Source organism: Psychroflexus lacisalsi (assembly GCF_020164495.1).
GTDB lineage: Bacteria > Bacteroidota > Bacteroidia > Flavobacteriales > Flavobacteriaceae > Psychroflexus > Psychroflexus lacisalsi.
In genome coordinates, this window is the sequence record NZ_JAIQYZ010000002.1 from 330,275 (window position 1) to 356,513 (window position 26,239).

11 protein-coding genes are annotated in these 26,239 nt (G+C 36.7%); 4 read left to right on the plus strand and 7 right to left on the minus strand.

The features are described 5' to 3' along the window. Positions 1-60: 60 nt before the first annotated feature. From LB449_RS08865 to LB449_RS08885, 5 genes are all read right to left on the minus strand, one after another. A complete protein-coding gene (locus tag LB449_RS08865; RefSeq protein ID WP_224454748.1) occupies positions 61-2,328 on the minus strand; it encodes an aconitate hydratase in 2,268 nt (755 codons plus the stop codon). Between the two features lie 229 nt (positions 2,329-2,557). Beyond that, the gene (locus tag LB449_RS08870; protein WP_224454749.1) at positions 2,558-3,511 is read right to left on the minus strand and encodes an AAA family ATPase; all 954 of its coding nucleotides are present in this window, start codon (positions 3,509-3,511) and stop codon (positions 2,558-2,560) included. Position 3,512: 1 nt separating this feature from the next. Further along, a complete protein-coding gene (locus tag LB449_RS08875) occupies positions 3,513-4,949 on the minus strand; it encodes a peptidylprolyl isomerase (protein ID WP_224454889.1) in 1,437 nt (478 codons plus the stop codon). Next, a complete protein-coding gene (locus LB449_RS08880) occupies positions 4,930-5,790 on the minus strand; it encodes a hypothetical protein (protein ID WP_224454750.1) in 861 nt (286 codons plus the stop codon). The genes LB449_RS08875 and LB449_RS08880 overlap by 20 nt, the downstream gene beginning before the upstream one ends. Further along, the gene (locus LB449_RS08885; RefSeq protein ID WP_224454751.1) at positions 5,780-7,705 is read right to left on the minus strand and encodes a peptidylprolyl isomerase; all 1,926 of its coding nucleotides are present in this window, start codon (positions 7,703-7,705) and stop codon (positions 5,780-5,782) included. Before LB449_RS08885 ends, LB449_RS08880 begins: the two co-directional genes overlap by 11 nt. Before the next feature lie 115 nt (positions 7,706-7,820). On the opposite strand from LB449_RS08885, the gene LB449_RS08890 reads away from it, so the two are divergent. After that, positions 7,821-8,273 carry an SRPBCC family protein gene (locus LB449_RS08890; protein WP_224454752.1) on the plus strand — a complete coding sequence of 151 codons (453 nt, stop codon included), beginning with the start codon at positions 7,821-7,823 and terminating at the stop codon, positions 8,271-8,273. Positions 8,274-8,324: 51 nt separating this feature from the next. Beyond that, positions 8,325-8,870: an OmpH family outer membrane protein gene (locus LB449_RS08895; protein WP_224454753.1), complete on the plus strand. Its 546-nt coding sequence runs from the start codon at positions 8,325-8,327 to the stop codon at positions 8,868-8,870. 76 nt (positions 8,871-8,946) lie between these two features. Here the strand turns inward: LB449_RS08895 and guaB are convergent, their stop codons facing one another. Further along, the gene (gene guaB / locus LB449_RS08900; RefSeq protein WP_224454754.1) at positions 8,947-10,413 is read right to left on the minus strand and encodes an IMP dehydrogenase; all 1,467 of its coding nucleotides are present in this window, start codon (positions 10,411-10,413) and stop codon (positions 8,947-8,949) included. A gap of 299 nt (positions 10,414-10,712) precedes the next feature. Here guaB and LB449_RS08905 point away from each other — a divergent pair, with 299 nt between their 5' ends. Next, positions 10,713-19,391 (plus strand): GH36-type glycosyl hydrolase domain-containing protein, encoded by an 8,679-nt coding sequence (locus tag LB449_RS08905; RefSeq protein ID WP_224454755.1) that lies wholly within the window; start codon positions 10,713-10,715, stop codon positions 19,389-19,391. A gap of 180 nt (positions 19,392-19,571) precedes the next feature. Then, on the plus strand, positions 19,572-22,325 hold the full coding sequence (locus LB449_RS08910; protein WP_224454756.1) for a cation-translocating P-type ATPase: 2,754 nt from the start codon (positions 19,572-19,574) through the stop codon (positions 22,323-22,325). A 460-nt stretch (positions 22,326-22,785) separates the two neighbouring features. Here the strand turns inward: LB449_RS08910 and LB449_RS08915 are convergent, their stop codons facing one another. Continuing rightward, a complete protein-coding gene (locus LB449_RS08915; protein ID WP_224454757.1) occupies positions 22,786-26,220 on the minus strand; it encodes a methylmalonyl-CoA mutase family protein in 3,435 nt (1,144 codons plus the stop codon). Between the last annotated feature and the right edge of the window lie 19 nt (positions 26,221-26,239).

The following is a 26,239-nucleotide window of genomic DNA, read 5'->3' on the forward strand; positions in this document are numbered from 1 at the left end:
TAAAAAAAGCCATCCACATGAGGCGGATGGCTTCTTGATAATTATTATTAAAAAATGATTTTAAGCCTTATTCTGTTTCTTAATCATATTAAGAGCTGAACCCTCTTTAAACCATCCAATCTGAGTAGCATTATACGTATGATTTGCTTTGAAAGTGTCTTTCGACCCATCGGCATGAACAACTTCAATAGTTAAAGGTTTGCCTTCTGCAAAGTCCTTAAGATCTACAAAGTTAAACGTATCATCTTCTTGAATCAAGTCGTAGTCACTTTCGTTCTCAAAAGTAATTCCTAGCATTCCTTGCTTTTTCAAATTCGTCTCATGAATTCTTGCAAAAGATTTCACCAAAACGACTCTTACACCAAGATGTCTTGGCTCCATAGCAGCGTGTTCACGTGAAGACCCTTCACCATAGTTATGGTCTCCCACAACTACCGTTGGTATGCCTTCAGCTTTATAAGCTCTTTGTGTTTTGGGAACAGCATCATGTTTTCCATCCAACTGACTTTTTACAAAGTTAGTCTTCATATTAAAAGCATTCACTGCACCAATCAAACAATTTTCTGAGATATTATCTAGGTGCCCTCTATACTTCAACCAAGGACCAGCCATAGAAATATGGTCTGTTGTACACTTACCATGAGCTTTTATTAGCAATTTGGCTCCTGTAAGATTTTTACCATCCCAAGGATCGAATGGCTCTAAAAGTTGAATTCTATTAGAATCAGGATTTACTTTTATATTAATAGAGCTTCCATCTTCTTTTGGAGCTAGAAAACCATTGTCTTCTACATCAAATCCTAGTTCAGGTAATTCAATACCTTTTGGAGCGTCTAGCCTTACTTCTTCTCCATCCTCATTAATAAGAGTATCGTTCATTGGATCAAAGTCTAGACGACCTGCAATTGCTATTGCGGCGACCATCTCTGGCGAACCAACAAAGGCATGCGTATTTGGGTTTCCATCGGCACGCTTGGAAAAGTTTCTATTAAAAGAGTGAACAATTGTATTTTTTTCTTCACCTTTTCTATCGCTTCTATCCCATTGTCCAATACAAGGTCCACAAGCATTTGTGAATATAGTTGCACCTAAGTTTTCAAAAACTTTCAATAAACCATCACGCTCTGCTGTAAAACGAATTTGCTCAGAACCTGGATTGATACCGAAATCTGATTTTGGAATTAACTTCTTGTCAACTGCTTGTTGAGCAATGGATGCGGCTCTTGTTAAATCTTCGTAAGAAGAGTTGGTACAAGATCCTATAAGCCCCCAATCAACTTTAATTGGCCAACCATTTTTCTTAGCTTTTTCTCCTAATTCACCGACTGGTGTAGCTAAATCTGGAGTAAAAGGACCGTTAAGGTGAGGTCTTAATGTATTCAAATCGATTTCAATCACCTGATCAAAATACTGATCTGGATTGTCATAGACTTCTTGATCACCAGTAAGGTGTTCTCTTATTTTATTGGCTTCATCTGCAATTTCATTTCTATCTGTCGCTCTGAGGAAACGCTCCATGGAATCATCATAACCAAAAGTAGAAGTTGTTGCTCCAATTTCGGCACCCATATTGCAGATTGTTCCTTTACCTGTACAAGATAAATTTTTGGCACCTTCTCCGAAATATTCAACAATACATCCTGTTCCACCTTTTACAGTAAGAATTTCGGCAACTTTCAAGATCACATCTTTAGCAGCCGTCCACCCCTGTGGAGCACCGGTTAACTTTACACCAATAAGTTTAGGGAATTTAAGCTCCCATGGCATACCAGCCATTACATCTACTGCATCTGCACCACCTACTCCAATAGCAACCATCCCCAATCCACCAGCGTTAACGGTGTGAGAATCGGTACCAATCATCATACCTCCTGGGAATGCATAATTTTCTAATACAACCTGGTGAATAATTCCAGCTCCGGGTTTCCAAAATCCTATACCGTATTTACTAGATACAGATTCTAAAAAGTCAAAAACTTCATTACTGGTTTCATTTGCTCTTTGAAGATCTTTAGCAGCTCCTTGTTTAGCTTGAATCAAGTGATCGCAATGAACAGTAGTAGGTACCGCAACGTTTTCTTTTCCTGCCTGCATAAATTGCAACAAAGCCATTTGAGCTGTCGCATCTTGACAAGCGATACGGTCTGGGGCAAAATCTACGTAATCTTTACCTCTGGTAAGTTTCTGGTTAGGTTTGTTTTCCCATAGGTGGGAATAAAGAATTTTTTCTGAAAGTGTAAGTGGTTTGCCAACGACTTCACGAGCTTTTTCAACTCTTTCCGACATCTGGCTATACACTTCTTTTATCATATTGATATCAAAAGCCATAGTATATAAATTTTAGATTGCAAAAATAACGTTTTTGGATGAATTTAGAAAATCTGTAAGATTAAAGCAAAATCCCTGACAATATTTCACACTAACCGCAATTTTAATACATATAATTATCATATTTGCATTTTTTATAAAACAAAAATGATAAATTGATAAAAATGTAAATGAAAATTACGAATTATAGTCTCTTCGAAGTATAATTTAGACTGAGTATCAATAATATTTATAACAGTTTGTTGACCACTTCCTCTATGGAAATATTTTCAGCTTCAGCCTTATAGTTACGCACTACCCTGTGCCTCAAAATTGCTAAGGCTACCGCCTTTACATCTTCAATATCTGGAGAATATTTACCTCGAGTAGCAGCATGAGTTTTGGCTGCCAAAACAAGATTTTGCGAAGCTCTGGGTCCTGCTCCCCAATCGACATAAGTGTTTATGAAATCTGAACTTTTTTCAGTATTCGGCCTGGTTTTACTTACTAGGTTAACTGCGTATTCTATAACATTGTCTGCTATCGGCATTTTTCTAATCAACTTCTGAAGTTGAATAATTTCTGAAGCATTAAAGAGAGCTTTAACTTTGACTTCTTTATTCTGTGTGGTAGCTTTCACTACATCAACTTCTTCCTGAAAACTAGGATACTTTAAGTTGACTTCAAACATGAATCGGTCTAGCTGAGCTTCGGGAAGCGGATAAGTTCCCTCCTGCTCGATAGGATTCTGCGTAGCAAGAACAAAATATGGATTTGACAACAAATAGTTTTTACCTCCCACTGTGACTGCTTTCTCCTGCATCGCTTCCAAAAGTGCAGCTTGAGTTTTTGGAGGAGTTCTATTTATTTCATCTGCTAATAAAATATTTGTAAACACAGGTCCCTTCAAAAATTTAAAAGATCTTTTCTCATCAAGAATTTCAGAACCTATGATATCACTTGGCATTAGGTCTGGTGTAAATTGAACTCTGCTAAAATCCAACCCAAGAGCCTGAGATATGGTATTTACCATTAAAGTTTTAGCCAATCCGGGAACTCCTACTAGAAGAGAATGACCTCCAGAAAATATAGATAAAAGAATAGTATCTACAACCTTATCCTGACCCACTATAACTTTAGCGATCTCAGATTTTAAGATTTCATACTTCTTTACAAAATCATCTAAATCGGCAACGTCTGGCATACTATTTTTTTATCCAAGATTTGGAAAACTCACAAGCCTTATAATCTCCATTTACTTTAATGTAAGTGTCTTTTACTTTCTCCCCTTTCCAGGCGTTTATTTCTTTAAGTTTTTTCTGCTGTAGGGCCAATTCACGAATACGTGTATAGTCTTCACTAAATTCAGCAATATGTTCCGGTATTTTCTTGGTCACGGTGATAAGTTTGAAAAACACCTTTGCTGTTCTTGGTTCTGAATCCTTTATTACAAGAGAAACCTCATTTTCCTTAAGATCTACTACCTGATCGTAAATTGCAGGGTCTACTTTAGTCAACTCAAATCTTCTATCGCCGGTGGCATTATTGATAAGCTGACCTCCACTTTCTCTGGTTTCTTTTTCATCTGAAACTTCTCTAGCAGCGTCTCTAAAACTTACAGAACCATCAACGATTAATTCTCTTACTTTTTCAATTTCCTCTTTTGCTTTCTCTATGGCTTCAGAGCTGATTTCAGGATAAAGCAATATGTGTCTTACATCCACCTGCTGACCTCTAATTCTGTCAACTGTCAAAATGTGCCATCCAAATTCAGTTTCAAAAGGCTTGCTGATCTCTCCTTCTTGCAAACTAAAAGCAGCATCTTTAAATTCTTTTACATAGTTATCATCTCTAGTAAGTGTAATCTTTCCACCCGAACTTTTAGAACCTCTATCCTCGGAATATAAAACGGCTTTTGTAGCAAAGCTTCCTCCAGATAAGACATCGTCTCTAAAAGAATTCAGTTTATCGATAACTGCTTGTCGCTCTTTTTCTCCAACTTCTGGTCGTACAATAATTTGAGCTAGCTCTACCTCATCATTGATCAAAGGGATTTCATCTTCTGGAATAGCTTCGAAAAAATCTCTGGTTTCTTCCGGAGTGATCTCGACTTCATCCACAATAGCCCCTTGCATTTCCTCTGCCAGCATTCTTTGTGTATTGATCTCATTGAGTTGACCTCTCAGCTCAGTTTCATCCTCGAGTTTATAAAACTCAAGAAGTCTTTCCATACTTCCCACCTGACTAACAAATTGGCTGATTTGTTGATCTGTAAAACTCTCTACTCTCGCTGGGTTAAAAGGTAAACTATCCTGTTTCGCATGGTGAGCAAATAACTTATTCTCCATTATGGTTTCTGCAACATCGCAATAGGAGATTTCACCGATCTGTTGATTTTTCATATCCAGATAAGCTTTGGAAATATCGCTTTCTAGTACGAGGTAATCTCCAACAACTGCGGCAACACCATCAATTTTTATTCTTCCGTCCTTAGTAACCTTGGTTGCTTCTAGTACTTCAGGAGCAACATCAGAATTTTTGAGTAGGTTGTCTTTTTCATCAACAGTTACCTGAGCAGAAGAAGTCAAGGTAATAAGCATAATTACAACTATTGTAATTACATTAATAGACTTCAAATTCATTATTTTTTGTAGCATCTTTTGTAATCTCTTTTTCAATTTTCTTAGCAATATTTATTTTTTTCCTATTGAGTAATATTTGCTCAATCGTAGGTCTTATATATCCAATTGGCGCTTCCTCATTTCGTTTTAAAATTGATTTAATAAAAATATAATATAGATCATTTTCATTTTCAATCTCAATAAAATATCCCGATTTAAAGAGCTCAGTCTTATCTAGTTGTAAACCTTTACTTTCCTTGAACTCTTTTACAACTTCAGAATACCTAACCCATATAGAGTCATTAAGCGATAAGGATTTGAATTCCAAAGATTTCTCTTGCAATGATAGCATATCTTCAGGATTAAAACGTTGAAACTGACGTTTTATGTCTTTCAAAGCCTTCATTTTTTTATCTAATTGCAAATAACGCAATTGGACCAACTCTTCATTGAGCTTGAAATTAGATTTGTTGTTTTTGTAGTATTCATCCACATCAGATGAATCAATAACATCTTTTAATTCCCTTTCTATAAGAGCATCTTTATAAGCTTTTTTAAACAGCTGCTCCTCATATTTTTTAGCCAACTCTCTAAAATCAATTTGTTTTTCTTCTGGCAAATTCAGCTTGGCCCTATCCAACAAAAGTTTATCTGTTGCCCAATTCTGAATATAAGTTTTTGCTGCGATTGTACTATCCTGTTCAGACAAGTCCTTTGAAATATGTTGGTTGAGCTCATCAAATTCTAGGTAATGGGTGTTCACCCGTGCGACGTAATCTGAATTTTCTTTTTCTGAAAAAAGAGAACAAGCCCCTAAGGTAAAGGAAAATAAAATCAATAGTATTAACTGTTTATTTCTCAAGTTCTTCTTTTAATTGTTTTAAAACGTCATTATTAATTTCGACATCATAATCAGCTCTCAATTCTGAAACTACATCTTCTTCTTTTTGATTCTGAAGATGACTTATGATTTTACCATTTACTTCTTTAAATTCTGGGATTTTTGAAATTTCAACTTCCTTTACATCCATTATCATAAACTGGTCCAAGTGCTTATATATTTTACTTAATCCCTCTTTAAATTTAAATTTTTTCGGAAGTTTGTCTGAATCTTCAGCAAGAGTCACTTCTTCAATAATTATATTTTCCGGTAAATTAATAGCCAAAGTGTCTGTCTTGCTTCTCTTTTTCAATTCTGATCTAAGAGTTTTCAGTGATTTTTTGTCTTTAGAAGTGTAAAGCTGTCCTTGCACTTTAGAAGGAATGACAAACTCTTTTTTGTGATTTTCATAATACTTCTTTTGTGCTAAAGAATCTTTTGAGACTGGCTCCCAGATTTTAGCTGACATATAATCAAAAATCAAAATACCGTTTTTGTATTCATCAATTTTCTCCCCGAACTCTTTATCGATTTCTGGTAATTTGGTCTTGTGATAGTTGAGAAGTTCACTGTACACAAGATCATCAACAGCGGTTTCGAGGACAACCTCATTAGCTGGTAATTTGGATAAGCTGCGTTGCTGTCTTTCCAGATATTCCCCGAAGGTTTTATAATCTACTTGATGGTCTTCTACACGAAAAATGAATTGAGACGTAGACGTTTCATCAGGCTCATAATTCCATTTTCCTTTAGAAAAACTTTCATCCATTAAACCCAAAAAGTGATTTTTAGCTTTTTCGCTAATTTCCACCTCGTACAATTTCTCTAAATCTTCTTTGATTTTGGAAACTAATACTTTTGAACGCGAAGAACTTTTAAGTCTTCTCTTATAATCATCCTTCACCTCATCGTAAGGCTCTAAAGGAATAGTTTCAATTAATTTGACAATATGCCAGCCAAATCTTGTCTTGAAAGGCTCGGTATAATCGCCTTCATTTTCAAGTTCGTAGGATTCGTTTTCATAAACTTTTGAATTTAATCCTCCCAGACTAAAAGGCGAAACATAACCTCCATTACTTGCTGTATTGGGATCCTGACTGTATTTGATCGCCAGCTCGTGAAAGTCTTCACTTTCTTGTAAACGCTTGTATATCTTTTGAATTCTTACCTCTGGATCCTGAAGGGAATCGCTTGGAAGCAACATGATATGAGCCGTTTTTAACTGACCTTTGGATGGACGCTCACCAGTCTTTTTGATAATATGGTAGCCAAAATCTGTTTTCACAGGGTCGGAGACTTCTCCAACTTCTAGGTTGTAAGCTGTATTTTCAAACTCGTAAACCATCTTGAAAGTATTGAACCAGTTAAGATCACCTCCATTGGCTTTCACCGAAGGATCATCAGAAAACTGTTTGGCTAAACTTTCGAAATCTTCACCATTTTCAATACGCTTTTTTAGCATCAAAGCTTTTTGATAAACAGCAGTTGTATCGGCTTCAGTATTTGGAAGGTTTAATAAAATATGGCTGGCTCTCACTTCAGTTTTGGTTCTGTCATAAGTTTCTTTCACCATGGCTTCGGTCACTTCACCATTGGATATGTAATTATCAGCTATTTGTTTATAATACCTACCGAACTCTTTTTGGAAAGAAGGAAGGGTGTCTAGTCCAAGGTGATAAGCAGACTTAAGCTTTAAGTGGAAATTTATGAATCGATCGAGGTGTTGTTCAATAGATTCGTTCGATGAGGAAATGAGATCAGCATTTTTTTGAAAAGAATTCACAAATTCTTCAACTCTGTGTTCGTCATCATTAATTTTAAAGAGAACTTCATTTTTAATTTGAGCATTGGAAACAAAACATATGAGACATATGCAAATACTAAAAAGTGATTTCATTTTTAAAATTTTGGAAGCAAAAGTAAGAAAAATGCCAATGCACACAATGTTTAAGTTTTTTTAAAAAATGCCGTTTACAGCCTCAACTTTAGAAAGATAAAAGTAAACTTGCCTTATGAAATATATTACTGAAGTTATTATTGATAAACCCAGACAAGAGATTATCGATGCTTTTGAAAATCCCGATTTGCTTCCACATTGGCAGCGTGGCTTGAAACGAAGTCGTGTAATTAGCGGAGAAAATGGAGAAGTTGGCACTAAGAGGAAACTTTACATCACCATGGAAGGACAATCTATAAAAATGACGGAGACCATATTAAAAAAAGACTTACCAAACGAATGGCATGGGCGATACACTTCTAAAGGAATGGAGAGCACTCAAAAAAATTACTTTGAAGCGATAAATGAAAATCAAACCAAATGGACGTCTTACAGTGAATTCAAATTCTCAGGGTTTATGGTATTAGTTAGTAAATTGCTTCCGGACATATTCAAAAAAAGATCAAAAGTCGTTCAGCAAGATTTCAAAGCGTTCATAGAAGAAGGTAAGAGTGTGAAAACAAATTAGGTAAGGTTTGTTTTCATATTTATATTGACTTTATTTGTAAAAAAAAAAAAAATGAAACACATAATTTGCATCGCCTTATTAGCGCTTAGTTTTACCTCTTTTTCCCAAACCAAAGTGGGTACAGTCAATAACGAATACATCCTTTCCCAGATGCCAGAGATCAAAGATGTAGAAGAAAAATTAAAAGTCTACAGCGCCAAACTAGACAGTACCATTCAAGAAAAGTATGTTGCTTACCGTGAAGTTTTGGACGATTACAATGAGAAGGAAAAAGAAGGCATGAACGATGTGATGAAAAAAATAAAGCAAAAAGAAATTGTTGATCTAGAAGAAGATCTCAAAAAGCTTCAGCAAAATTCATCGCAAATGCTACAACTGCAACAAGATGAATATTTGAGACCGCTTTACAACAAAATTGGTACTGCTATCGAAGAAATCGTCAAAGAAGAAGGTTTCACTCAAATTTTTGATGAAAACAACAGTATCATTTATATAGATCCTGAATTTGATATTACTCTTAAGGTTATTGACAAACTTGGTATCGAAATTAAAGAAGAATCAGCAGATGTGATTCCAGAGGGAAATTCTGGTAATTAGATTCTAACTCATCTTAAAAACAAAAAGCTCGAAATTTACATTTCGAGCTTTTTTAATAGATATATATTCTGAAAATCTATCTGCTGTAGTTTGGTGCTTCTTTGGTAATAGAGACACTATGAGGATGACTTTCCATAACTCCGGAGGCTGTGATTTGCACAAATTCTCCGTTTTCCTTCAAGGTTTGAATATCTTTTGCACCACAATAGCCCATACCAGCTCTTAAGCCACCGATAAATTGAACCATGCTTTCTACCAATTCACCTTTGTAAGGCACCCGTCCCACAATGCCTTCAGGAACTAGCTTTTTGATATCATCTTCTACATCCTGGAAGTATCTGTCCTTAGAACCTTTATCCATAGCTTCTATAGAACCCATCCCTCTGTAAGATTTAAACTTTCGTCCTTCATAAATGATAGTTTCTCCTGGAGATTCTTTAGTTCCCGCAAGTAACGACCCTAGCATCACACAATCTGCTCCTCCTGCAATCGCTTTAGGAATATCTCCCGTATAGCGAATACCTCCATCGGCAATCACTGGAACTCCAGAGCCTTTAATAGCTTCTGATACTTCCATAACTGCAGATAATTGAGGAAATCCAACTCCTGCAACAATTCGAGTGGTACAGATAGAACCTGGTCCAACCCCAACTTTTACGGCATCAGCTCCAGCCTCAACCAAATATTTTGCTGCTTCGCCAGTAGCTATATTTCCTACGACTACATCCAATTTCGGGAATTCTTTTTTGATAACCTTTAGTACATCAACAACACCTTTAGTATGTCCATGAGCAGTATCGATAACTACAGCATCTACGCCTGCTTTTACTAAAGCAGCGGCACGCTCTACGATATCGTTGGTCACTCCCAATGCAGCAGCCACTCTCAATCTACCATATTCATCCTTATTGGCTGAAGGCTTCTGGGTCAGTTTTGTGATGTCTCTAAATGTGATGAGACCGACAAGCTTATTATGCTCGTCAACAACTGGAAGCTTTTCAATTTTGTGCCTTTGTAAAACGACCTCAGCTTCTTTAAGCGAAGTCCCCTTACTTACAGTCACCAAATTTTTGGTAGTCATGACCTCTTTAATTGGTCGGTCGTTTTTAACTTCAAATCGCAAGTCCCGGTTGGTGACAATACCAATCAAGCGGTTAGCATCGTCTACAATAGGAATCCCTCCAATACTGTGCTCTCTCATGCTATCATTCGCATCCTTAACTGTAGCGGTGATGGGTAAAGTGACAGGATCTATGATCATCCCACTTTCTGCTCGCTTGACACGTCGCACTTTTAAGGCCTGCTCTTCAATAGTCATGTTTTTATGAAGAACCCCTATACCTCCTTCCTGAGCAATCGCAATGGCCATTCTAGATTCTGTTACCGTATCCATGGCTGCAGAAACAATAGGAACATTAAGAGTAATATTTTTGGTGAATTTGCTTTGAATGCTGACTGTTCTGGGAAGAACATCTGAATAAGCTGGAACTAAAAGAACATCGTCGTAAGTAAGACCTAGTCCTTTGACTTTTGAATTTGTCATTGCAATTAGATTTAATTGCGTGCAAATATACATCAATTGTGGTTAAGCGGCTGAAACTTTAAGGTTTAGTTTAGAAGATGAGAAATTGAATAGCAATTTTAATAAATGGTCGTAATCCTCATCGAAGACTTTAAAATTTTTAGCATTAAAAATTGTTGAATGTAAGATCGTTTGGTCTAGGAAAACTCAACATAAAAGAAAACAACTGCTGACTTAAATCATTACACCTTAAGAATCAGCTCATTATTTTTATTTATTAAAAACATTAAAACTTACATCAGCTTTCAATTTCATTATTTATGGAAGATAGACAAACAGTTTCGTTCAACATTAGTTTTCTGAAAGAGAGTGCCATCAATTTGGCCAAAACCCATAAGGTTTCATCTACTTACCGTAATCCGAAACCTATTAAGCCAATTCTTCAAGATTCAAAACAGATTCTTAACGAAACTTATCGAACACTTTCAAAAAGATTAAAATCTGAAAAAGAAATTTCATCAGCGTCAAAATGGCTATTGGATAATTTTTATATTATTCAGGAACAGATTGTTGAAATTTCTGTTGATTTTCCAAGAGCATATCAAAGATCTATTCCCATATTATTAGAAGGTGAGTATAAAGGCTATCCCAGGATTTATGAAGTAGTACGCAACATACTTATTCATACTGATAATGTTTTAGATAGTGAAGTCTTGTTGGAATATATCCGGTCATATCAGGAAGAAGAGACGCTCAAGTTGGGAGAACTTTGGGCCATTCCCATTATGATTCGTTTGTTTTTGATACAAATCCTGTCAGAAAAAGCCTCACAGATTTTGCAACAAAAAAGGATATCAAATGAAGTTGATGATTTTATAAAAGAAATTGAAAATAAAAACTTGCAGGAACCAGGAGTATTTTCTCATGCTATATCAAATTGGGTGAGAGCTCGATCAGGAAAACTAGGTCTATTATACCTTATAGAGTTATTCAATAATCTTTTTTCTGCTGACCTACTTCAAGAAGAGCAAAAACGTTGGTTCAATTACCGTATAAGTAAATATGATGTAAACCTAGAAGATGCGATTAATTTAGAAGCAAAAAAACAATCAAGGCTTCAATTAAATATTCAACATGCAGTGGTCTCTTTAAGAGAAATAACTGAAACTGATTGGTCTGGTTTTGTAGAGGATTGTTCTGTCATAGACCGTATCTTAATGATGGATCCTGCCAGGCAATATTCAGCAATGGATTTTTCAACAAGAGATAGATACCGACAGGGCATTGAGAAATTAAGCAGACGGTCAAATCTTTCCGAAACCGAGGTTTCATATTCTGCTCTGCATTTAGCAAAAGAATACGCTAATAACAATACTGACGTTAATGATGATTTGCTACAGGATGATGTAAAGCAGCATATAGGCTACTATATAGTTGGAAATGGATATGAGGAAATGACTAAGAAAGTCAATTATTCATTTCCGCTTAAAGAAAGATTTATAAGGCTATTTGAAAAAAACTTCTCTTTATACTTGATAGTACTTTTATGTTTCACCGTAGTATTTGTGTGGGTTTTGTTAGAAATGACAGGAGCAATGAACTCCTCAATAAAGGTTATAGCAATTGTAATTCTGGTGGCTTTTTTTCCAGCTCTTGATTTTTCAATAACACTTATAAACAGGTTTTTTAATATTTTACTGTCTCCCCGCGTGCTTCCCAAAATGAATTACAAAAAGAGAATACCTGCAACATCAAGGACACTTGTAGTTATTCCAACTATGATAACCTCTAAGGATGATGTTCTCCGTCAAATTGAAAAATTAGAAATACATTCTTTAGCAAATCCAGATTTTTCACTTCAGTTCGCTTTGCTTTCAGATTTTGAAGATGCAAATAAAAAAATCTTAGAAGGTGAAAATGAAATATTAAAAACAGCTGAAAATGCCATTAATGATTTAAATAAAAGGTATGCGTCAGAGTATGGAAATCGATTTTTCATACTACACCGAGCACGCTTATGGAATAAATTGGAAAATGTTTGGATGGGATGGGAAAGAAAACGAGGAAAACTGGAAGAATTGAATTCATTGATTTGCAATCCAAACTCAAAAACATCCTACACAATAATATCAAGTGATTTTTTAAATTCATTGAAATCAAATCCCGTTCAATTTGTGATCACACTTGATGCAGATACAAAATTGCCCCCTGATTCAGCAAAAAAACTGATAAGTACAATTGCTCATCCACTTAACAGGGCATGGTATGATCCTAAAAAGAATAGAATTACCAGAGGCTATTCAATTATACAACCTCGCATTTCTTTCTCCCCGGAATCTGCTAGACGTACATGGTTTTCAAAAATATTCTCAGGAAATGTAGGTATAGACCCTTATTCTGCTGCTATATCAGATATTTATCAAGACCTGCTAGGTGAAGCAATTTTCACTGGCAAAGGAATTTATGATGTCAAAGTTTTTAATCAAGTATTATGTAAAAAATTTCCTGAAAATAGGATTCTGTCTCATGACCTGCTTGAAAGTAATTACTTAAGGGCAGGTCTAGCCACCGATATTGAATTATTTGACGATTACCCAAGCACTTATAGCAGTTATACTAAGAGGGCTCATCGTTGGGCTAGAGGAGATTGGCAGATTGCTGCATGGCTTTTTTCAAAAGTTCCTGGTCAAGATGGGAAAAATCGAAACCCATTAAATCTTCTATCAAAATGGAAAATATTTGATAACCTTCGTAGGTCGTTGAATTTTTTGTTTTTAACAATTTTCTTTGTAGCTGGATTATTCTTATTGCCAGGATCATGGTGGATTTGGATTGGGGCGACTTTGGGAATCTTGGCGTTTCAGATATACGTGAACCTATCGAGCGACCTGCTAAACCGTCCGGCGAGAGTAGGATGGCAACTTTATATGGAGAAAGTAATCGATAATCTCAAAATAAATTCAGTTCAGACCATTTCAACAGTCATAATTTTTCCTCATCAGGCATTCAACCAACTAGATGCTGTTCTAAAATCCTTATTCCGACTATTTATATCAAAAAAAGGGTTGCTTGAATGGGAAACCGCCTCATATTCTGAAGGAGAAAGCCCTAATTCATTAAACTCCTATTTTCGATTAATGTTGATTTCTGTACTATTGGGTGTTTTCATATTTGTAACTGCTATTGTTATTGCTCCATCCTACCTCTGGTTTGTTACCCCGATTTTTGTGTTATGGGCTGGATCACCATTTTATGTTTGGTATATCAGCCAACCTATAAAAAAACGTGTTACGGTAGTTAGTGACAAAGACCGGCAAAGACTTCGTATGTATGCCCGACGTACTTGGTTTTATTTTGAACGTTTTGTTAATGAGGAACATAACTGGCTTCCTCCAGATAATTATCAGGAAGATCCACCTCTACCAGTCGTAGAAAAAACCTCTCCTACCAATATGGGATTAGGACTTGTATCCAATCAGGCAGCATATAACATGGGGTATATAACTATAGGCAAATTATTAGAACGACAACAAAAATCTCTACATGCCATAAATGAACTCGAAAAGTATAAAGGTCACTTTTTTAACTGGTATGAAACCAGGCTTGGTGAAGTTTTAGACCCCAGATATATCTCAACTGTAGATTCTGGAAACCTGGCTGCAAGTTTAATTGTTATAAAAGAAGCAATTAAGGAAGTGATGAGCACCAGAGGGATCAACAAAAACTTCATGACGGGGTTAAAGGATTCTCTTCTCACAATAAGAGAAATTTTTGAAGAATTGAATTCTAAGAACCTTCTTCCTGAAAATTCTTTAAATCAGGTTTTTCATTTCACCACTTTGATGCTTGAGAAACTAGATACTGAAGAAAAATTAAATCACCACATTAGCCTTGATCTACTTAGGGTTTTAAAGGAAAACGCTGTTGGTTTAAGTGCAGTAAATCTTCTTTCCACCAAAGATTCGATGGATGACAGAAAGATCGAGAACTTATTGTTTTGGATTGAAAGCCCATTAAAGTTAATTGAAGAGGCAATAGATGAATACAAATGTCTACTACTACCAGATGAAATTGATGTTCATGCCTATTCACCTCATGAGTTAGGTATTTTACTTAAGAATAATAATAACGACTGTTTTCAACTTCTGGAAAATTGGCAAAATCAAGCGAATCATATTATATCACTTTCAGAAAAAATAATTAATGATATGGATTTTTCTTTTCTGTATCTCAAAAAAAGAGGACTGTTTAGTATTGGTTATAATCTAGACACAGCTCAACTAGACAAAGGCGCCTATGATCTCTTGGCTAGCGAAGCAAGAATTGCCTCTTATATTGCTATTTCAAAAGGAGATGTTCCTGTGGAGCACTGGTTTCGATTAAGCAGAAGACTAACTAAAATTAATCGTGAAGAAATTTTGCTTTCCTGGGGTGGAAGCATGTTTGAATACTTAATGCCATTACTTTTTATGCGTTCGTTTCAAGATACTATATTAAGTCACACTTATAAAAATGTAATTAATTGGCAAAAAGTATATGGCAACAAGCGGGATCTTCCGTGGGGTTTTTCTGAGAGTGCTTATTATTTTCTCAATATCGATATGCAATACCAATATCGCTCATTTGGAGTGCCTGGGCTTGGATTAAAACGTGGCTTGGCTGATGAGTATGTTGTTGCACCCTATGCTTCATTGCTTGCCCTAATGGTAGATTCTGAAGTTTCAATTCAAAACTTGAAAAGAATTGAAAAATCAGGCGGTTTAGGACTCTTGGGGTTCTACGATGCCATTGATTACACCCCCTCACACATGTTAAATGAAGAGCAATTTAAAATAGTAAAAATATTCATGGTCCATCATCATGGCATGAGTTTGATAGCACTTGATAATTTTCTCAATAACTGGACGATCAATAACAATTTCCATTCTGACTCGTCAGTAAAAAGTTTAGAACTCATTTTACAAGAAAGAATACCGAGAGGAGTCCCTATCAAAGAACCACACCCTATTGATGCTGAACTCGAACCGCGTATAAAATCATCTACGAGTAATATAGTAGAGCATTATGGAATAAATGAACTCGATATGAGTCCACCAAGATTACATACACTCTCAGATGGAAATTTCTCAGCGATGATAACTCATGCTGGTACTGGTTTTTCAGTTTCAAACGGTATCAGGACAAACTCGTGGAAACCAGACCCTACTATAGACCCTCTAGGATTTTTCTTTTACATCAAAGATACAGAGGATGGAAAGTTTTGGTCTGCAATGCACCAACCAGTCAAACGAAAACCAGATAGATATGATACTTGGTTTCATAATGGTAAAGTTGAATGTTCCAGGGTCGACGACTGGATTGAAACCACTACTGAAATTTGTGTTTCTGTCGATCACCAAATTGAACTCAGAAGACTAACTCTAACCAACTATTCTGATCGCGAACGTATTCTTGAGATATCTAGTTATGCTGAAGTTGTGCTAAATAGGATGGTTGATCATAATGCGCACCCCGCATTCTCTAAACTATTTGTAGAAACGGACTATTTACCAATGCACCATTCTATTTTAGCTAAAAGAAGGCCACGTAGTAAGGAGGAAAAACCAATTTGGCTCGTTCATACTATTGCTTGTAATGAACATGACAAACCTAATTCGCTGGAATTTGAGACAGAAAGATCAAATTTTATCGGTAAAGGTAGAACTTTAAGTAATCCAATGGCAATGGATGACGGAAACCGTTTTAAAGGTTCCCAAGGAAATGTATCAGATCCGATCGTTAGCTTTCGAAAAAAAATTAAGCTTAATGCTGGACAAAAAATCAAAATTTCATTTGGCCTTGGCTTTGCTAGATCAAGGGATGAAGCAATACAAATGGCTGATATTTATGACAGTCAACAAGCTATCAATAGGGCTTTTGATCTTGCTGCCGTGCATGGCCCAGCGCAGTTAAACCATATTGCAATAAATAGCAGACAAGCGCATTACTTCCACAAATTATCTTCTTATATTTATTATGCAAACCCTTTGTACAGGACAAATAAATACCTGCTTCAACTCAATCAGAAAAAACAACATGATCTTTGGCCATATGGAATATCTGGGGATTTCCCATTGGTTATATTCCGCATCAATGATACCAAACAACTTAAACATGTAAAAACTTTATTCAAGGCACATGCTTTCTGGAGAATGCGGGGTATTGAATCTGAACTACTTATTATAAATGAACATGCCCCTGGATATATAGATGAAGTACAAGATGCAATTCAGTTAGCGATTGAGTCTTCACATGAGCGGGATATTTTCAATAAAAGAGGAGGTGTGTTTACCTGTAAGGGTGATAAAATCAAGGAGGAAGATTTCGCACTCTTATTCAGTGTAGCTCACGCTGTTTTTGAAAAAAACTTACCTGATTTCTCAAAAACAAAAGAATCTGCAGAAACCAATTCATGGTATATCGAAGGAGAAAAAACAGTGTATTCTCCCCTAAAAGAATTTGGGATTATAACAGATAATTTATTTAAAGAAAAACAGCATAAACTAAAATTCTTTAATGGATATGGTGGATTTTCTGAAGATGGAAAAGAATATCATATCCTGATTAAAAAAGATCCAGACACTGGCTTTCATATTTTTCCTCCCGCACCATGGATTAATGTAATTGCAAACACCCAATTTGGTTTTACAATTTCTGAGCGTGGCGCTGGTTATACCTGGAGTGAAAACAGCCGGGAAAATAAACTAACATCATGGTCTAATGACCCTATTACAGATTTGCACTCTGAAGCTTTTTACATTAGGGATGAAAAAACAAAGGAATACTGGTCACCTACACCTGGACCTGTTGTTGGTTCAGGATTTTACTATGTTACACACGGATTTGGTTACACAAGCTTTCATCTTACTTCTAATAATCTAGATCAAAAACTCATACAATTCGTTCCTGAAAATGAAACCGTAAAAATTTCTAAACTCATTTTGAAAAACACAGGAAGTGAAATACAAAAACTTTCTGTATTCAGGTATTTAGAGAGGGTTTTAGGTGTTGAAAGAACAAGCGCTTCCAGGTTTGTTATTCAAGAAGCTTCAGATGATGGAAAGACTATTTATGCGAGAAACAATTACAATAATGAATTTGCAGGGAGAACCGTATTTACTTCGGTCATTAATTCTTTACAAGATTCTAGTTTTCGTTTCACCACAGACCGTCAGCAGTTTATTGGAAGAAATTGCTCTTTGGACAAACCAGTTGCAATCACTTCAAAAGAATTTCTTGAAAACACAATTCAGACAGGAGGCGATTCTTGTTCAGCAATTCAAACTATTTTTGAGTTAGCACCTGGTGAAGAAGTTACTCTCATCTTTCTGGAAGGAGAAACCCAAACAAGAAATGAAGCAGATTTAATCATACAGTATTATTCGGACATTACACAGGCAGACACAGAGCTTCAAAATATCAAGAGTTTTTGGAGGAAATTGCTTTCAAAAATTCAAGTCACAACTCCTGATAAATCCTTGGATGTGATGATGAATGGGTGGTTGATGTATCAAACCATATCCAGCCGTATTTGGGCACGTACCGCTTTTTATCAGGCTGGAGGAGCATTTGGCTTTAGAGATCAATTGCAGGATGCTGCTGCCGCAATATATGTAGACCCCAAATTATGCCGTAAACAAATTTTGCTGCATGCCAGACATCAATTTAAAGAAGGGGATGTACTGCATTGGTGGCACCCTCCAACAGGGAGAGGAATTCGTTCCAAAATTACAGATGACCGTCTCTGGCTGCCTTATGCGGTAGAGTTTTATTTAAAATCTACAAATGATGAATCTATCCTGAAAGAGGAATTAACCTATATTTTTGCACGAGATCTTAAGCCTTCTGAACATGAAGCCTACCTGCATCCAAAAACGCTCCATGATAAAGGTACACTTTATGAACACTGCTGTAAGGCCATTGATATTTCACTTCAATTTGGTATTCATGATCTACCTCTGATAGGAGGAGGAGATTGGAATGACGGTATGAACCGAGTGGGTGAAGAAGGAAGAGGAGAAAGTGTATGGCTTGGATTTTTTATCTATTATATTTTAATACGGTTTGAAAAAGTTTGCCGGATAATGAATGATATTTATAAGGCAAATGAATACAAAACTGTAGCAGCAAATCTTAAGGAAAAACTCAATACAAAAGGCTGGGACGGAGAATGGTATCTAAGGGCATTTTATGACGATGGGACACCACTTGGTTCTTCAGAAAATAATGAATGTAGAATAGATGCTATATCACAAGCTTGGTCTATTTTTTCAGAAGTTGCTTCTGAAGAACGAAGCAAACAAGCATTGACGGCTGTAGAAGAAAATCTAGTCTCTGAAGATGACAAGTTAATTCGTTTACTCACACCTCCATTTAATAAAACTGATAAAGATCCAGGTTACATTAAAGGCTATATTCCTGGAGTTAGGGAGAATGGTGGTCAATATACACATGCTGCCCTATGGACAGTCAAAGCATTTGCAGAAATGGGTTTTGGAGAAAAGGCTGTTCACTATTTGAATATGATAAATCCCATAAATCATGCACTAAACCAGGAATCAGCAGATAAGTATAAAGTAGAACCTTTTGTTGTAGCAGCAGATATTTACGGTGAAGCCCCACTTACAGGAAAAGGTGGCTGGACTTGGTATACTGGTTCTGCTGGATGGATGTACAGAGTTGCACTAGAATCTGTCTTAGGTTTGCAATTAAATGGCGACTCCATTTTATTGAAACCTTCCATTTCTAAAAGTTGGAAAGAGTATAGTATTGATATGGTTTTAGATAACGACAAAACCATTTATTCTATTACTATAGAAAATCCTGAAGGACTTCAGTCGGGTATACTTGTGGGAAGGATTGATGGAGAAAATGTAACTTTTAAAAGTTTACCTGCAATAATCCCAATAAAAAAAGACAAGCAAAGACATGAAATTATGTTAACAATTAAAAAAGCATAATTCAAAATAATCATATATTTTTTTAATCATTTTAAACATAATCGATTAATTATTGTTTGTAAAATAAGTTGTATTCAACACTAGATTCTATAACTAATAAGAGTAATAATACCAAAGATAAATTACATTTTTCGTATCTCTTACGGTGTGATTTATTAAACTCAACTAACTCCTAATCAGATGTCAAAAAATAGAAGCGGAAGTCCTCTCAAAGATGCTTATCGCAAAGAATGGAAAGAAATTGCAGAGTATCTTTCTATCAACCTTGAAGAAGGTCTTTCTAGTGAAGAGGCAAAGAAAAAACTCAAAGAGCACGGACCTAATAAACTCAAAGAACAAGAAAAACGTTCTATTTGGGAAATCATTATTTCTCAAATCAATAATCCAGTTATTTATTTGCTTACAGTTGCTTCTGTAGTTGCTTTTATTTTTGGAGATACACCTGAAGCAATTACTATCCTCATAGTACTCCTCTTAAACACAATTATAGGGTTTTGGATGGAGTTTCAGGCTCAAAAGTCGATGGAAGCCATTAAAGAAATGGATAAAATTCGAGCTCATGTAATTAGAGAAGGTAAAAAAAAACAAATTGATGCAGAAGAAGTTGTTCCTGGTGATATACTTATCGTAGAATCTGGTGATTTTGTCTCAGCAGATGCTCGCATAATTGAAGCTACTGAATTACAAGTGGATGAATCTACCCTCACAGGTGAGTCGGTTCCTGTAAGCAAAAATGATAAGATTTTAAAAGAAGATCTGCAGGTAGCAGACCGAATAAATATTCTTCATAAAGGAACAGCAGTAACTGGAGGAAAAGCCAAAGCTATAGTGACTAAAACTGGGATGAATACAGAAGTCGGCAATATTTCTGCTTTGGTTCAAGATCAAAACGAAAAAGAAACCCCGCTCAATCAGAAACTCAACAAATTAACCCGCAGCCTCATTTGGGTTATTTTAGGTATGGCCGCTGCTTTTTTTATGTTGGGGTGGATTGCAGGAAAAGAGATCTATCAGCTCGTCCAAACTGCTATCGCTTGGTCTATTGCTGCAATTCCTGAAGGCCTACCTATTGTGGCGAGTATTGCTCTAGCAAGGGGTATGTTCCGATTATCCAAAAAAAATGTGCTCATAAAGCAACTTGGAGCTGTAGAAACACTTGGCGAAACCACAGTTATTTTTACTGATAAGACAGGAACCTTAACCGAAAATAAACTTACGGTTAATACCTGTCAATTCCCCAAGCAAGATATTACCAAAGTGGAATGGGAAAAAGGGAATCAACCTAAACTTAACGGGGCCAAAGACATAACTAAGAATAAAAACTTGAGGCAGATCCTTAAAATTTCTGTATTAGCTAATGATGCCTCTTTAGGTGATGATGAATATAATTCCTCTAAAAAAGAGAAAGGCAATCCAAAAGGAAAAATTGAAAAATCTAAGGCTAGCGGAGATCCTTTAGAAATTGCTTTACTACAGTTTGTGGAAGGGTTTGATTCAGATTTTTATCAGAAAATGAAAAAGCTTAATCGAGAGCTTCATAATCCATTCGATTCAGAATCGATGATGATGGGAGCCGTTCATAAAACTGAAGAAGGTTTTTACATTTCTGGGAAGGGTTCAACAGAAGCAATTCTTAAACGATCCAAACGTATTCTGATAAATGGAGAAATAAAAAACATTACAGAAGATGATAAAAAGGAATGGGAAGATAAAAATAATGCTCTTGCAGAAGATGGTTTACGAGTGCTTTCCTTTGCTTTCAAGAATACCGATTCCCTACCAGAAGGAAAAGAGGAAGAAGATTTCTTACGAGATCTAGTTTTTGTTGGTCTAATTGGATTTTTAGATCCTCCACGAAAAGAAGTAGCAGATTCTATAGAAACAGCAAAAAAAGCAGGGATAAAAGTAGTTATGGTCACTGGTGACCACCCTGGTACTGCCTATAATGTGGCTAAACAGACTCATCTATGTGCAGAAGAAGCGGTAAAGGATAAGGTTGTTCTCCATGGGAAGAATCTGCAAGTAGAATTAAATAAAAAAGGTAATAAAAAAATTAAAGACACGCTTGTCTTCTCAAGGGTAGACCCAGGACAGAAACTCAGTTTGATAAAATACTATCAAAAAGAAGGAGAAATTGTAGGCATGACAGGGGATGGGGTAAATGACGCTCCAGCTCTTAAAAAAGCTGACATAGGAATTGCCATGGGGAGAAGAGGTACTCAGGTAGCTCAGGAAGTTTCTGATGTGGTTCTGCAGGACGATGCTTTCAGTTCTATTGTGGAAGCCATCAGAGAAGGTCGTATCATCTTCGGTAACATTCGCAAATTTGTAGTATACCAATTATCCTATCATCTTGCTGAGATCTTTATTATTGGTTTGATGAGTTTTACACTTTTTATACTGCCTATTTTACCATTGCAACTTCTGTTATTGAATTTGCTTTCAGATGTATTTCCTGCACTTGCTCTAGGAATTGGAAAAGGAACTTCTAAAGTCATGCAAATGCCTCCCAAGGATCCTAAAGAACCTATTCTTGCCAAAAAAAATTGGAGGCAGATTATAGTTTATGGAGTCATCATTGCTATTCCAATAAGTGGTGCTTACCTCTATTCCTATTTTGTCTGGGGAGAATCTGAAGCTATAAATAACAATGTTGCTTTTTTTAGCCTTGCTTTTTGTCAGTTTATCCATGTTTTTAATATGCGTGGAGCCAATGAAAATTTCTTAAACAACCAAGTGACTCGTAACAAATGGGTGTGGATGGCTATTGCATTCTGTTTTGCGGCTGTGATGACAACTTATTTTGTTCCAGCGCTGGCTTCTATTTTTTCTTTTCAGCAACTCGAATCGAAAATCTGGATACTCATCGCCATTGCAAGTATCACACCTGCTGTGATTATACAAAGTATGAAAGCGATTTGGAAGAAATTTTAAAATTCAGGTAAATAATCTTGACATTTGTGTAATATTAGCTCAAATCAATTCAGCTAATTTCTCTTTGGACGGAGTGATTTATAAAAAAGAGTTGTTAACGTATCACCTATCAATTCATGTTTTAATTAACTTCATGATCATCACTTTATGGATTCCTTGTCTATGCGATAAAAAGATCTTTAACTTGGCCTAAACTATAACATTTCATTTTTATATTGTATGAGTTCAACCCTTAACTAAAGATATAAAAAGTATCCAAAGAGTAACATAAAAGTTAGGATTTATCATAAAACTTAGCCTGTGAATCACAGCAGTTAAGTTACCCAATAAAAAGCCTGCCCCTGATGATGTCAAAAGGGGGCAGGCTTTTTATTATAATATACTGAATCACTACTTTATAGGGATAAGCGATTCGCAAAAATTATGCTTCGCTTAGCGCTTGCAGAATTTGGCTCTCTGCTTACATATTTCGTCTGTACTGTCCTCCGACTTCAAACAAGGCTTCGGTGATTTGACCTAAAGAGCAGTATTTGGTCGCTTCCATCAGTTCTTCGAAGATGTTTTCGTTGTTGATGGCTGCTTCCTGTATGCGTTTTAGGTTGTTGTCGGCTCTGTTTTCATAGACTTTATGGAGTTTTTCCAGAGTATTGATTTGGTATTCCTTCTCCTCCTCGGTCGCGCGGATGACTTCTCTAGGCTTGACCGTTGGCGATCCTTTGGAACTTAAAAAGGTGTTGACGCCAATGATTGGGAATTCCCCTGTGTGTTTTAAGGTTTCGTAATGCAGACTTTCCTCCTGGATCTTGCTGCGCTGGTACATAGTTTCCATAGCGCCCAGCACGCCACCGCGCTCAGTAAGACGGTCGAACTCGAGTAAAACCGCTTCCTCCACCAAGTCAGTTAATTCTTCAATAATGAAGGACCCTTGAATTGGATTTTCGTTTTTGGCCAGTCCTAATTCCTTGTTGATGATCAACTGAATGGCCATCGCACGACGCACAGATTCTTCGGTTGGTGTTGTAATCGCCTCATCGTAAGCATTGGTATGTAGCGAGTTACAGTTATCGTAAATCGCATACAGCGCCTGCAGCGTGGTACGGATATCGTTAAAGTCAATTTCCTGGGCGTGCAGCGAACGTCCTGAAGTCTGGATGTGGTATTTCAACATCTGCGCTCTGGAGTTGGCGCCGTACTTATTCCGCATAGCTTTGGACCAGATTCGTCTCGCGACTCTTCCAATCACCGCATATTCAGGATCTACACCATTGGAGAAAAAGAAACTCAAGTTAGGACCAAATTTATTAATGTCCATGCCTCGGCTTAGGTAATATTCCACATAAGTAAAGCCGTTGGAAAGCGTTAATGCCAATTGAGTAATAGGATTGGCACCTGCTTCTGCAATGTGGTAACCTGAAATCGACACCGAATAAAAGTTTCTGATTTCCTTCTCAATAAAGTATTCCTGCACGTCACCCATCAATCGGATAGCGAATTCGGTAGAGAAAATACAGGTGTTTTGTGCCTGATCTTCTTTAAGAATATCCGCCTGAACAGTTCCTCTGACGACAGCGATCGTGTCTTGTTTTATTTTATTGTAAACGTCTTCCGGCAAAACCATATCGCCGGTGACACCTAGCAACATCAAGCCAAGGCCATTGTTTCCTTCCGGAAGTTCACCTTGATAGACAGGGCGTTCTGTTCCGTTTTTCTGATAAATGTCTTTGATTTTTGCTTCCACTTCTTTTTCAAGTCCGTGCTCTGCAATGTATTTTTCACACTGCTGATCGATAGCTGCATTCATAAAGAAACCAAGCAACATTGGTGCAGGACCGTTGATAGTCATACTCACCGAAGTCATAGCATCGGCCAAATCGAATCCTGAATACAACTTTTTGGCATCATCCAAACAACAAATGGAAACACCAGCATTACCAATTTTACCATAAATATCTGGTCGATGGTCCGGATCGTTTCCGTAAAGCGTCACCGAGTCAAAAGCGGTTGACAAACGTTTGGCGGGTAAACCTGCACTTACGTAATGAAATCTGCGGTTGGTTCGCTCTGGTCCACCTTCTCCAGCAAACATTCGGGTAGGGTCTTCACCCGTTCTTTTGAACGGATACAATCCCGCTGTATAAGGAAATTCTCCCGGTACATTTTCCTGTAACAACCACTTAAGCAAATCTCCCCAGGCTTTATATTTAGGCAAAGCTACTTTTGGGATTTTGGTATGTGATAGCGAATCGGTATGCGTGTCAATTTTGATTTCTTTGTCTCTTACTTTGAAGGTATAGACCTCATCGGTGTACTTCTGAACCACATTATCCCAGTCCAGAATTTTCTCCCAGTTATAAGGATCAAAGTCCATCTTAACACGGTCAAATTCCTTTTTGAGCAAGTCGACTAAAGTTTCATTTTCTGAAGTGGTCACTTCTTCCAACTGAGATTCTTCTATACCGTTTTTGTCTAATTCAAGTTTAGAATCAGTAGCACTTTCAAGGGTTTTGAAAATACCATAAAGCTTTTGAGCCACTTCTACCTGAGAGTTAGCTTTCTGATCGTAAGACCTGTTGCTCTCTGAAATTTCTGAAAGGTAGCGAGTCCTTGCTGGTGGAATGACAAATATTTTTTCTGACATTTCATCAGAAATCTGATAATCGCTTTTTAAAGTCGTAGCTGTTTTTTCTGACAATTGATCCATAATTCTCTTATAGAGAATATTCATACCTGGATCATTAAATTGTGAAGCTATCGTACCATAAACTGGTAAAGTGTCTGGCTTTGCGTCCCACAAATTGTGATTGCGCTGGTATTGTTTTTTGACGTCACGAAGTGCATCTTTAGCACCGCGCTTATCAAATTTATTGATAGCAACCAAGTCAGCGAAATCAAGCATATCGATTTTCTCCAACTGCGTAGCTGCACCAAATTCTGGTGTCATGACATAAAGCGACACATCCGAATGATCAAGGATTTCTGTATCACTTTGTCCAATTCCTGAGGTTTCTAAAATGATTAAATCATAGTTGGCCGCTTTCAAGACTTCTACCGCCTCTTGCACATATTTAGACAAAGCTAAATTGGATTGTCTAGTTGCCAATGATCGCATATAGACTCTTGGAGAATTGATGGCGTTCATACGAATCCTGTCTCCAAGCAGTGCGCCTCCGGTTTTACGCTTGGAAGGATCCACAGAAATAATTCCGATTTGTTTGTCTTCAAAATCGACTAAAAAGCGACGAACCAATTCGTCCACCAAAGAAGATTTTCCGGACCCCCCAGTTCCTGTAATTCCAAGGACGGGAACTTTATTTTTATTGTTTTTCTGAATAGATTCAAAAACCTCTAAAAATTCATCGTGTCTGTTTTCAGCTAAAGAAATTAATCTAGCAATAGTATTGACGTCCTTATGGTCTAAATTTTCTTTAGTCTGTTTTGGAGCTTTAAGCTCGGGTGTTTTAAAATCAGCTTGCTTTACCAGGTCGTTGATCATGCCCTGCAATCCCATTTCACGTCCATCATCTGGTGAATATATTCTGGTAATTCCATGCTTCATCAACTCCTCGATTTCTTCAGTAAGGATGACTCCACCTCCACCGCCGAAGATTTTGATGTGTCCGGCTCCTTTCTCCTGAAGCAAATCGTACATGTATTTAAAATACTCATTGTGCCCGCCTTGGTAAGATGTCAAAGCAATAGCGTTCACATCCTCTTGTATAGCGGTATTAACGACTTCTTCTACACTTCTGTCATGACCTAAGTGAATCACTTCTACACCGGTAGATTGGATGATACGACGCATCACGTTGATGGACGCATCGTGGCCATCAAATAAAGAGGCTGCGGTGACTATTCGAATTTGATTTTTGGGAGTATATGGCTTTTGTTGCTGCATTATAAAATTGAATTATAAA